This is a genomic window from [Clostridium] symbiosum ATCC 14940, assembly GCF_000466485.1.
Classification (GTDB): Bacteria; Bacillota; Clostridia; order Lachnospirales; family Lachnospiraceae; genus Otoolea; species Otoolea symbiosa.
Map to the genome: position 1 here is coordinate 1 of NZ_KE993022.1, position 10,975 is coordinate 10,975.

Annotated in this window: 10 protein-coding genes; 1 reads left to right on the forward strand and 9 read right to left on the reverse strand. The window is 47.6% G+C overall.

The features are described 5' to 3' along the window. Nucleotides 1-187 precede the first annotated feature (187 nt). Nucleotides 188-1,264 carry an acyltransferase family protein gene (locus CLOSYM_RS19580; RefSeq protein WP_003503633.1) on the forward strand — a complete coding sequence of 359 codons (1,077 nt, stop codon included), beginning with the start codon at nt 188-190 and terminating at the stop codon, nt 1,262-1,264. Here CLOSYM_RS19580 and sigE read toward each other — a convergent pair. The 9 genes from sigE to CLOSYM_RS23255 form a co-directional block, all read right to left on the reverse strand. Further along, on the reverse strand, nt 1,224-1,964 hold the full coding sequence (sigE, locus tag CLOSYM_RS19585; RefSeq protein ID WP_003503632.1) for an RNA polymerase sporulation sigma factor SigE: 741 nt from the start codon (nt 1,962-1,964) through the stop codon (nt 1,224-1,226). The two genes, CLOSYM_RS19580 and sigE, sit on opposite strands and share 41 nt — an antisense overlap. Nucleotides 1,965-2,098: 134 nt before the next feature. Continuing rightward, nucleotides 2,099-2,887: a sigma-E processing peptidase SpoIIGA gene (locus CLOSYM_RS19590; RefSeq protein WP_021643488.1), complete on the reverse strand. Its 789-nt coding sequence runs from the start codon at nt 2,885-2,887 to the stop codon at nt 2,099-2,101. A 496-nt stretch (nt 2,888-3,383) separates the two neighbouring features. Next, nucleotides 3,384-4,607 carry a cell division protein FtsZ gene (ftsZ, locus tag CLOSYM_RS19600; RefSeq protein WP_003503628.1) on the reverse strand — a complete coding sequence of 408 codons (1,224 nt, stop codon included), beginning with the start codon at nt 4,605-4,607 and terminating at the stop codon, nt 3,384-3,386. Between the two features lie 403 nt (nt 4,608-5,010). Continuing rightward, the gene (locus CLOSYM_RS19605; RefSeq protein ID WP_044902968.1) at nt 5,011-5,739 is read right to left on the reverse strand and encodes a cell division protein FtsQ/DivIB; all 729 of its coding nucleotides are present in this window, start codon (nt 5,737-5,739) and stop codon (nt 5,011-5,013) included. Nucleotides 5,740-5,793: 54 nt separating this feature from the next. After that, a complete protein-coding gene (murA, locus tag CLOSYM_RS19610; RefSeq protein ID WP_003503624.1) occupies nt 5,794-7,050 on the reverse strand; it encodes a UDP-N-acetylglucosamine 1-carboxyvinyltransferase in 1,257 nt (418 codons plus the stop codon). A 119-nt stretch (nt 7,051-7,169) separates the two neighbouring features. Continuing rightward, nucleotides 7,170-8,330: an FtsW/RodA/SpoVE family cell cycle protein gene (locus CLOSYM_RS19615; protein ID WP_003503622.1), complete on the reverse strand. Its 1,161-nt coding sequence runs from the start codon at nt 8,328-8,330 to the stop codon at nt 7,170-7,172. Between the two features lie 102 nt (nt 8,331-8,432). Next, nucleotides 8,433-9,779: a UDP-N-acetylmuramoyl-L-alanine--D-glutamate ligase gene (gene murD, locus CLOSYM_RS19620; RefSeq protein ID WP_003503620.1), complete on the reverse strand. Its 1,347-nt coding sequence runs from the start codon at nt 9,777-9,779 to the stop codon at nt 8,433-8,435. Between the two features lie 12 nt (nt 9,780-9,791). After that, nucleotides 9,792-10,748, reverse strand: a complete 957-nt coding sequence (gene mraY, locus CLOSYM_RS19625; RefSeq protein WP_003503618.1) for a phospho-N-acetylmuramoyl-pentapeptide-transferase — start codon at nt 10,746-10,748, stop codon at nt 9,792-9,794. 16 nt (nt 10,749-10,764) lie between these two features. Further along, the coding region (locus CLOSYM_RS23255) for a hypothetical protein (protein WP_207638263.1) at nt 10,765-10,975 on the reverse strand (211 nt) is incomplete at its 5' end.

The following is a 10,975-nucleotide window of genomic DNA, read 5'->3' on the forward strand; positions in this document are numbered from 1 at the left end:
GTTCCGGCGGCGTCCTCACCTGCTTAACTAAATCCCCAGATAACAACGTATCACCAATCTACTCGATTGACACATTTCCCCGCTTATTTTATACTGGATAATATGATATTCTTTAAGGCTGTATCACAAATCAGCCAGGAACCTGAACCGATACTTGAGATTAAACAACTAAAGGAGTAACTATTTTATGAATCCAACCACACAATCACGTTCCCCCTACTGGGATATTGTAAAAGGAATCGGCATCATTGCGATCGTTCTCGGACACAGCTGTTATTTTGCCGTAGGCTTTGTCTATCTCTTCCATTTGGCGCTGTTTTTCTTCGTCTCCGGCTACCTGTACAGCGAAAAGAAATACGGGGATGCTCCCTTTGCCTTTTTCGGCAACCGCTTTGCCGGAACATGGCCCCGATACGTTTTTTATACCTCCTGCTTCGTGCTGCTCCACAATTTCTTTGTAAGCCGGGGGCTGTATCAGAACCAGGAGCTGTATAATCATACAAAGATGCTGGCTCAGATTTGTACAAATATCTCCTTTACCGGTTCGGAACCGGCACAGGGAGCGCTTTGGTTTGTTCCCGCCTGGCTGGCTGCATCCGGCCTGTTCGGCGGTACCGTTTGGTTCGGCCGTACCGTTTCAAAACGAATCGGAAGGCCGGGACTCAAGGTATGGCTGATTGGCTTTGCATGTGCCGCCGTCGGCGCCGCAGGAGTATTCCTGAACATGAGAAAGGTGGGAATTGCCTATAACCTGCATGCTTCCTTTGTCGTCGTTCCCATCTACTTTTTTGCCTACCTGCTGCGCTGCTGCTGTTCCGGCTTTAAGAAATACACCACCTGGTACGGATGTGTCATCAGCGCCGGTATCCTGTATTTCATCAACGCAAAGCTGGGAATTTATATTCTGCTTGACGGAATGGTGATACCGGGCTTATGGTTCTACGTCATCTCGCTGATCGGAATCTATTTTTGTCTCTCACTTGGAACGCTGATGGAAAAATCAGGAGCGGCATCTAAATTCCTGTCATTTCTGGGGCGCTACTCCTTTGAGATTATGGCAATTCATTTTGCCGTGTTCAAATTTGTAGACTATGCCTACGCCAAATTCTGGCTCAGATCGGTTCCCGAGAATCTGGCCGGTTTCCCGACCGGATTCTCCCATGAACTCTGGCCGCTGTACCTTATCGCCGGAACACTGATACCTGCTTTTATCGGATGGGTTTCTACTCGTATTTCACGATTTCTTTTTTCAACCGCTTCATAATTTTCTTTTCAAGCCTGGAGATGTAGGACTGGGAGATACCGAGGAGGTCGGCTACCTCCTTCTGTGTCATCTCATCCTCATTCTCCGTTCCCAGACCGAAGCGCAGCTCCACAATTTTCTGTTCTCTCGGATTCAGCCTGCTTATAGCCGTGTTTAAAAGACTTTTCTCTATCTCATCTTCCAAATCCCGGTATATAACATCTTCATCCGTGCCCAGAATATCGGATAGCAGCAGTTCATTGCCATCCCAGTCCACGTTCAGCGGCTCATCGATGGATACCTCCATCTTCGTCTTATTGTTCCGCCTCAAATACATCAGGATTTCATTTTCGATGCATCGTGACGCATAGGTGGCAAGTTTGATGTTCTTGTCAATATTAAAGGTATTGATTGCCTTGATAAGTCCGATGGAACCAATGGAAATCAGATCCTCCACGCCGACGCTGGTATTGTCAAATTTCTTGGCTATGTAGACTACAAGCCTGAGGTTATGTTCAATCAGCTTTGATTTTGCCTGGGCATCCCTTTCCGTTCCCAGTTCCTTCAGGACCTCGGCCTCCTCCTTGCTGCCTAAGGGAGCCGGAAGAATATCTGCACCGCCAATATAATGGACTTCGCCCTCTTTCTGAAGAAAAACAGATTTAAATGTCGGAACCATCTTGAGACGGAATTGATTTGGTACTGCTAACTTTATAACCATGGTTTCTTTCCTCCTTAATAACCATATCTTTTTTATTCTCATATTCTCATTACATGATACCAGGGTCAAAAGGTTGGAAATCTGATGCAAGCTTGCTTGCATGAAGATTTTTAATCTTGGGACATCCGGTCTTTTTATACCCAAAGCTTTTCATTCAGCAATATCTGATAGGAATCATTCTGTGACAGTTTCTCTTCCGATATTGCGATATACGGTTTTTCTATGATTTTTTTCTGTCCTTCTTTTTCAATCTCCATCCTGTCTGCCCTGACAGCCGGTAAAATCCCGCTGTCCTTTCCGACCGACCGGAAGGGGACGAATATAACCGCATTAACGGTCCCGAACAGCTCCGTACAGCTGGCAGCCGATATGACGCTGACCGGATTCCCCGTATAAGGCTCTGTCAGCCGGTTGCCCGTATCGAGAAACCCAGTAAAGCTGGCCTCTCTGCCCTGATACTCTATCAGGACTTTGTATAAATGACCGTTGCCCGCCGCGCTCTCCGATACCATCCTCCACAGATACAATGTTAAAATGATACTGAATCCCACTGCCGCCGCATAAAGATAGATAGAGGTATAGAAGCCGCCGGCCCGGAACAGTTCCATCAAACCTGCCAGTATCACTGCGGACAGATACAGGCCTGCCACAATTCTGAGAAGCGCTCTCAGATCCTTAAACTTAAATGCCAGAGCCGTCATCAGTGCGCTGGCCGCGCAATATGTAACAATTGACTGGAGAAAAAAAACAGGAAAGGGAAAAATGGTCACAGCCAGCGCGTAAAAAGCTCCCGCCATGCTGGCCAGAAATATTCCTCCCTTTCGTGTCTCCAGCTTCATCACTTTTTTTACAACCGTGAGAAGCAAAAAATCTATTGTAAAATTGTTGGCCAACACCACATCCGCATAAACGTTGTATGTCACCGTAAAGTATCTCACCCCTCTGTCTGACGGTACTGTGATCCGGTCTGCAAATTTCCCCCGAAACCATTTTCAGGAGCGCATTCAAGCCGGACTCTGACCTGACAGTAGTCATTATAAATTCCCGGGCTTGTGTTTTTTGTCAAATCCGGAAAGTTAATTCCTGTTTTTGATCGTCATATTTCGAAATGAACTGCGTATGGAGGTTCCCGGCCTTTCCAGCAAGGAATCGTTCCTGATTTTTGCCGTTCTCCTTTTGGTTACAGGCTCTCTTAATAAATGACGCAGCGCCTTGCACTGCTGAAAAACGTAAAAAAAGAGACAGAAACCTGCTCTGCGGGTTTTTGCCTCTTTTTTTGTCTTCAGTATATTGTTGGATTTCATTAGAAAATGTCGAATAGGAGAGGGAAATCTGTTATTACACCAAAAGAGCCGCAGCGCTCATGCACTGCGGCCAGGATGCTCTAAATTCTGCTGTTTATTTTATACGGACCGATAATTATTTCTTATTTTTCAGGAAATCCGGAATGTTAATCTGGGTTTCTCTCTGCATCGGACGGTATGGCTGTACCGGCGTGGACGGCTGAGCAGGAGCCTTGGGCTGCTGCGGTACGGCTGCGGAAGGTGCCCTGTAAGTAGGCGCCTTATAGGTTGGTGTGGATGTTGCGGCCGTTTCCCTGCCCGCTCCCTGAGGAGCAAAGGAGGCTGCCGGTTTTGCCTTGAAAGGCGTTGTAAACTCAGTCATGGCTTTTGATACAGGCGTGTTAACCCCATGGGCATCCAGACCGGTTGCAATGACTGTGATGGTTGCTTCATCCTGTGCATTCTCATCAAACATGGCGCCAAAGATAATATTGGCATCATCTCCTGCCAGCTCCTGCACATAAGTTGCAGCGTCGTTAGCCTCGATCAGGCTGATGTCACCGGAAATATTGATAATAACGTGGCTTGCGCCTTCGATGGTTGTCTCTAACAGAGGACTTGCCACAGCCTGTTTAACGGCTTCGATCGCTTTGTCGTCACCCTTGGCATGTCCAATACCGATATGTGCGATACCCTTGTCAATCATAACAGTCTGCACATCGGCGAAGTCCAGGTTGATAAGGCCCGGAACATTGATCAGATCGGTTATACCCTGAACGGCCTGCTGAAGCACCTCATCCGCCTTCTTAAGGGCGTCTGGCATCGTGGTACGGCGGTCTACAATCTCAAGGAGTTTATCGTTAGGTATTACAATCAGAGTATCTACATTGGCTTTTAACTTTTCAATTCCTGAAAGGGCATTGCCCATACGTGTCTTGGCTTCAAAGCGGAACGGCTTGGTCACAACGCCTACCGTCAGGATTCCCATATCCTTTGCAATTCTGGCAATAACCGGAGCCGCACCTGTTCCTGTGCCGCCGCCCATACCGCAGGTTACGAATACCATATCTGCACCTTTCAGTGCCTGTGCCAGCTCTTCCTGGCTCTCTTCCGCTGCTTTCTCGCCAATCTCCGGCTTAGCGCCTGCTCCCAGTCCTTTGGTCAGCTTTTCACCGATCTGCATCGCTGTAGAAGCCTTACAAAACTGCAGCGCCTGCTTGTCCGTATTGATTCCTATAAATTCAACACCTGCAATATTTTCTTCAATCATGCGGTTTACTGCATTATTTCCCGCTCCGCCAACACCGATTACTATGATTCTGGCAGAATTCTCTGATTCATTTATTTTAATCTCTAACAAGATAGTTCCTCCTTCACTTATCCATCTGATCTTGTTTATCTTTATAATCCGCAGCCGACGGCGCCTGTATACATTACCTTTATTACTGCTGCCGAACAGCTACAATAATCCGTAACAGTTCAGACAGGCATGAACTGTTACGGCATCCGCTAATTAAATCGCTGCGCGATGAGCCGGATGCTCGCTGCCACTACCTTTTGCACGGTCAGCACAGCAAATGCGCTGACCTGTCTGAACAGCTACAATAATCCATCTCTGTTCTGGGTTATCAAAATCTAGTCTATCTAATACTATATTTGATTTTCCGTAAAAAATCAACTGTGAATTTCATAAAATATTACTTATTTTGTTTTTGTCGGATCCTTTTAATCGTTTATCCTGTATGTTTTTAGCGGCCCGTCTTTTAATCATCCTGTTCAAAACGGTATGATGGGTTTGAATTGGTTTCATCATACGTATCGAGGTATAATGTTCCGTCAAGCGCTGAATACGTATTGAGAATATCCCTCAGTTCCGATATCTTTCCGTTCATCTGGACATTGCTTCCCAGCTCCACCTGCAGCTCTCCAACGGTAAGTGTTGCTTCCCGCTGGCTGTTAAAATGAATCCGCTCCGCCTTTATATCATACATCTCAAGAACCTGGGTCAGATTCAGAATCTCGTCAAAAATTCTGGCATCCTCCACAGGCAGCGGTTTGTGCAGAACAATCTGGCCGAAGCGCAGCCCGCTGATCATCGGAATTCCCGGCAGCTTATCATTGGTACTCTCAACAATGATACCGTCCTTATCGAAATACATCAGGCTGTTCATATAAGAAACATATCCAACCACACTTTTTTCATATGTGATAATCTCCACATTGACAGGACTTCTGAATACTATTTTATAGTCTTCCACAAAAGGAATCGTCTTATGTGGACGGAAACGATACTGATAATAGCAGTAAACGGGATTTTTGCTTAATTTTGTATCAAAAATCATGCTTTCTATCTGCTCATCCGTATATCTCTCGTTACCGCTCACCGTAACGCTTTTAATCCTGACAGAAAAAAGGACGGCAAGTAACAGCAGCACAGTCAGAAAAATTCCTGCAGTTACCAGTTTTTTTCTGTTTTTATTCACTCTTCTCAACTGTGCACCTCCTGTTTACTTCCCGCCCGGCGGTTCTGCCGCTGCAATTTTATCTCACTCCATATAGCGGATGCAGGCCCCCATCCCGGATAAATCACGGCAGATGTCTTCATATCCCCGCATAATGTATTCACAGCTTTGGATGATCGTAGTTCCCTCGGCCATCAGGCCGGCCGCCACCAGCGCGGCGCCTCCGCGCAGATCCCAGGCATTCACCTCGCACCCTTTCAGCAGAGGACGGCCCTGGATTTTTGCGATATCTTCCTCGATGACAATTTCGGCGCCCAGCTTCTGAAGCTCATTTGCCGTTTTGAAGCGGCTTTCAAAAATCTTTTCTTCGATAGTGCTGATTCCGCGCGCACGGCTCATCACAGCCATCATAACCGACTGTAAATCCGTAGGGAATCCCGGATACGGCCCTGTTTTGATAGACGCCGCGCTCAGCCGGCCGGCAGCTTTGAGATAAATAAGCTCCTCTTCTTCGAAGACGGCAGCCCCCATCTGCTTTAATACCGATGTGACCGTCTTTAATCCCTGGCTGCCTGTGCCTGTCAGGAGAATCTCCCCTCCGGCCCCTGCCGCAGCCAGAAGATATGTTCCTCCGGCTATCCTGTCACCGCCTACGGTAAATTCGGAATCGTGAAGGGGAAGTCCGCCTTCGATCACAAGCACGTCACCGCCCACTCCTCTGACGGAAGCCCCCATGTTATTCATAAAGCGGCACAGTTCCACTATCTCCGGCTCTTTTGCGCATCCGTTCAGAACCGTTTTACCCGAAGCAGCCACTGCGGCAAAAATCGCATTTTCAGTCGCCCCGACGCTGGGAAACGGAAAATCGACAACCGTTCCGCGCAGCCGCGGTACACTGGCTCTGAGCGGCTCATCTCCCTGCCCTTCCCTGATTCTGGCTCCCATCTTTTCGAGGGCCATCAGATGAAGGTCTATGGGACGTTTTCCTATCATGCAGCCGCCGGGATAATAAACCTCGGCTTCTTTGCATCTGCCTAAAAGCGCTCCCAGCAGCATAATGGAAGAGCGCATCTTCTCCATCTCCGCCTTGGGAATGGAAAAACGGGACAGCCCTGCCGCGTCAATCGTCAGGCTGTGCCCATCCAGGACGCAGCTGCATCCCAGAGAATCAAGTATCCCCATCATACAGAACACATCCTGTATTCTGGGGACATTATTAATGACCGTTATGCCATTGTTCAGAACCGCTCCCGCCATCATCGGAAGAACCGCATTTTTTGAACCCTGCACTGTAATTTCACCTTTTATCGGGCACAGCCCCCGGACCTCTATCGCAGACAAGAAAAACCCCTCCCATTTGTCTTCTATATACTATCCTATGTGAAATATGAACTTTTGTGCAGCTTTTTATCTGATTCCGTGTACGGTTCGGTGTGAAACGGCGGTTTTACCGCCGTCCCCTACTGCTCCAGCTTAATCTGGTTCGATACGCTAAGCACCAGCCCCATCTCCAGCATCAGAAACAGTACCGATGTGCCTCCATAACTGATAAACGGCAGTGTAACGCCCGTGTTGGGGATCGAGTTGGTAACTACGGCAATATTCAAAATAACCTGAATGGCGATATGCGCCATTACTCCCGTTACAATCATGGCGCCGAGAAGATCGGGGGCATTGCCCGCAATCACCATGAACCGGTAAATCATAAACATAAAGATCAGGATCAGGGAGATTGCCCCGAATAAACCAAGTTCCTCACAGATAATAGAAAAAATCATATCATTCTGCGCCTCGGGTACAAATCCCAGCTTCTGGAGGCTCTCGCCCAGCCCTTTGCCGAATAATCCGCCGGAACCGATGGCATACAGACCCTGAAGCACCTGGTAGCCGCCGGAACGTGAATACATAATTGGATTCTTCCACACATTGATACGTCCCAGCTGGTAATCCTTCAATATATGCATATTCACCAGTATATGGCCGATATAAGGAGCTGCGGCCAGCAGCCCCACTCCGGCTCCGGCACAGGCGAAAAAGGGCCACTTGATTTTACATGCCACAAAAAGCATGACAAACACGATACCGCAGATAATAATACCCGAGCTTAAGTTATTCGCCGTAACCAGGAGAGCCAGAGGAAGAGAAAATCCAATGATAACAAGCGTCGGCCTGAGTTTGTTGATTCTCGTTCCCAGCTCGGCTATGAAAACCGCCACAAAGAGAATCAGAGATATCTTTACAAGCTCCGTGGGCTGGAACTGAAGCATGCCCGGCCCGACCTTCAGCCATCTCTTTTTACCGTGGGACGCTACGCCCAGAGGGCTGAACATGGTGAGCAGCATGGTAATCCAGGAAAGAGCATATCCCAGCACGGCAAACCTGGCAAACCAGTGATAATCAATCTTTGAGACTATGTACATGACAACAAAACTGCCGCCCGCAATCGCCGCCTGCCTGATTGCAAAATACGCAGGATTATCATAATCGAGCTGCGCCTTATAGGAGCTGGCACTGTAGATCATTACAAGTCCGAACACAGTCAGGAAAATGATTGTGAACAACAGGCTGTAATCATAAAATCGATGCGGTTTCTTTTTCTTCTTTTTCCCCGTATCAGGCATTAATTCCTACTCCTCATCCCTAAGGTAAGCCCAAACGGTGAAAAGTCGTATAAACGTCCTTTTCACCGCCCACAAAGCAACTATAAAATAAGAGATAAATGGTTACAGGCCCCTTACATATTCTTTAAATTTCGTTCCCCGCTCCTCAAAGTTTTTAAACTGTCCCCAGCTTGCGCAGGCAGGAGAAAGGAGTACATTATCGCCCGGATTTGCATAGGATGCACATACCTGGACTGCTTCCAGCAGATCTTCCGCATACATGATATCCGTAAATCCATGGCGTTTGGCACATTCTGCAATTTTATCTCTGGTCTGTCCGATCAGTACGAGGTACCGTACCTTTCCATCAAAACTTTCAATCCACTCATCAAATTCGGAATGCTTGTCATAGCCCCCTGCGATCAAAATCGTCGGCCCGGGCATTGCCTTAATTGCCTGCATTGCCGCATCCGGATTTGTACCCTTGGAATCATTATAGTATTTTACGCCAAAGCGCTCGGTAACAAATTCAATTCTGTGCTCCACCGCCTCAAACTTCCGGATCACTTCCTGAATTTTTTCAAGCGGAACATCCATATTCATGCTGATGGCGACTGCCGCCATTACGTTCTCATGGTTATGGCGCCCCAGCAGCTTCAGCTCACTTATATCCACAATCTCCGTCACCTTGCTGCCGTCATTGTAAACAATCTTTCCGTCTTCCAGATAGTAGCCCTTTTTCAGTTTCTCGCGGCTGGAGAAATAGACCACATTAATCTTGAGCGTTTCACCGAATTCCCGGAGTACGGTATCGTCATAATTGAGGACACAGGTATCGCCGTCCTTCTGGTTCTTTGTAATGCTCTCTTTTACCTGCGTATAGCATTCCATTGTCTTGTGGCGGTCCAGGTGATCCGGCGTGATATTTAATATCGCGCTGACATTGGGACGGAAATCCATAATCGTCTCAAGCTGGAAACTGGAAACCTCGGCCACGGTAACGGAAGACTCCTCCGTCTCCAGAGCATGCGCCGTATATGGCTCCCCGATATTTCCCACTACGAAAACACTGTCATAAAACGATCTCATAATCTCGCCGGTCAGCGCCGTTGTCGTCGTCTTTCCGTTAGTTCCCGTAATTGCTGCCAGCTTTCCTTTGGCACAGTGGTATGCAAGCTGAATCTCGCTCCAGATAGGTACTCCCGCCTCGTCCAAAACGGTTACAAAAGGAGCGTCCAGAGGAATACCGGGACTTATCACTGAAAGCTCAACACCTAACAGATCCGTCCTCTTAAGTTCCCCCAGAACGACAGATACCTTTGCATCTTCATCAAAGTTCTTCTTGATCTTCTCTGCATCCAGCTTATCATTTCCGTCATAAAGCACCACTTCCCCGCCCTTGGCAAGAAGAAGTTTTGCGGCTGCAATACCGCTGATTCCGGAACCTGCTACTAATACTTTTTGACTCATCGTCCATTCCTCCTATAATCCTAAGTAAGCTACAAGGCAAAGGATTGCCGTTATAATCGAAAATACGGCCACGACTCTTGTCTCAGACCATCCGCAAAGCTCAAAATGATGGTGAATCGGAGCCATTTTGAAAATACGCTTGCCGCCCGTTTTCTTAAAATATGTCACCTGTATGATGACCGACAGAACTTCCACCAGATAGATCAGTCCCACTACGGCTATGAAAAGGGGCATCTGCATCATAAACGCGCTGGATGCCACAAAGCCTCCCAGAGCCAGTGAACCCGTGTCTCCCATAAACACCCTGGCAGGATATACGTTAAACAGCAGAAAGCCCAGGAGACTGCCCACAACGGCTCCTGTAATCGGGCTGATGCCGCTGTTCTCACCGATAGCCACAATTGTAAAGAAGGTAGCTACCAAAATGGTGACACTGGTACAAAGGCCGTCAAGGCCGTCGGTAAAATTCACACCGTTGTCTGTTCCCAGAACGATAAAGAAAAGTGCCGGAACAAAAAGCCAGACCGGCATAACCAGGTATTGCCCCGTGAACGGAATAAGCATCTGCGTTCCGATCTCATCAGACGTAATAATATAATACGCAAAGATTCCCGTAATAATGATTTGCCCGGCGAGTTTCTGTCCGGGATTAAGTCCCTCCGAACGCTTCATGACAATCTTTATATAGTCGTCCAGGAAACCGATGACGCCGAATCCTGCGGTAACGAACAGGACGGGGATAATCTTCGGATAATCTTTCAGGTATAAGAGCGATGTAATAATAATGCTTGAAAGAATTACCAGTCCTCCCATCGTAGGAGTTCCCTGCTTTTTCAGATGGGCCTGGGGGCCGTCGTCCCTGACCTGCTGTCCAAATTTCAGTTTGTGAAGAAACGGTATCACTATCGGACACAGAATCGCGCTGATTACAAATGCGATAATTACCGCCAGTATTGTCTCATTTACCATGTCACACCTCTAATTCTTATGTAGTCTCTGCCTTATTATTTTCTATCATTCTAATTTTACTACATACGAAGATAGTATACGTCTTTTTAGTAGAATAATCAACCTTTTTTGTTCTGCCGTGAAGTCTGGCGTAACAGTTCGGACAGGCAGCTGCTAAGGCATAATGGAGATTTAGCCAAGGCCCGGAGGACGCGTCCGGTATGGTGAGGGGGCTGGCTGAGTCTTCC

Coding starts and splice junctions, on each gene's coding strand:
- CLOSYM_RS19580 (WP_003503633.1), top strand. CDS start 188: ATGAATCCAACCACACAATCACGTTCCCCCTACTGGGATATTGTAAAA.
- sigE (WP_003503632.1), bottom strand. CDS start 1,964: ATGGTTATAAAGTTAGCAGTACCAAATCAATTCCGTCTCAAGATGGTT.
- CLOSYM_RS19615 (WP_003503622.1), bottom strand. CDS start 8,330: ATGCCTGATACGGGGAAAAAGAAGAAAAAGAAACCGCATCGATTTTAT.
- murD (WP_003503620.1), bottom strand. CDS start 9,779: ATGAGTCAAAAAGTATTAGTAGCAGGTTCCGGAATCAGCGGTATTGCA.
- mraY (WP_003503618.1), bottom strand. CDS start 10,748: ATGGTAAATGAGACAATACTGGCGGTAATTATCGCATTTGTAATCAGC.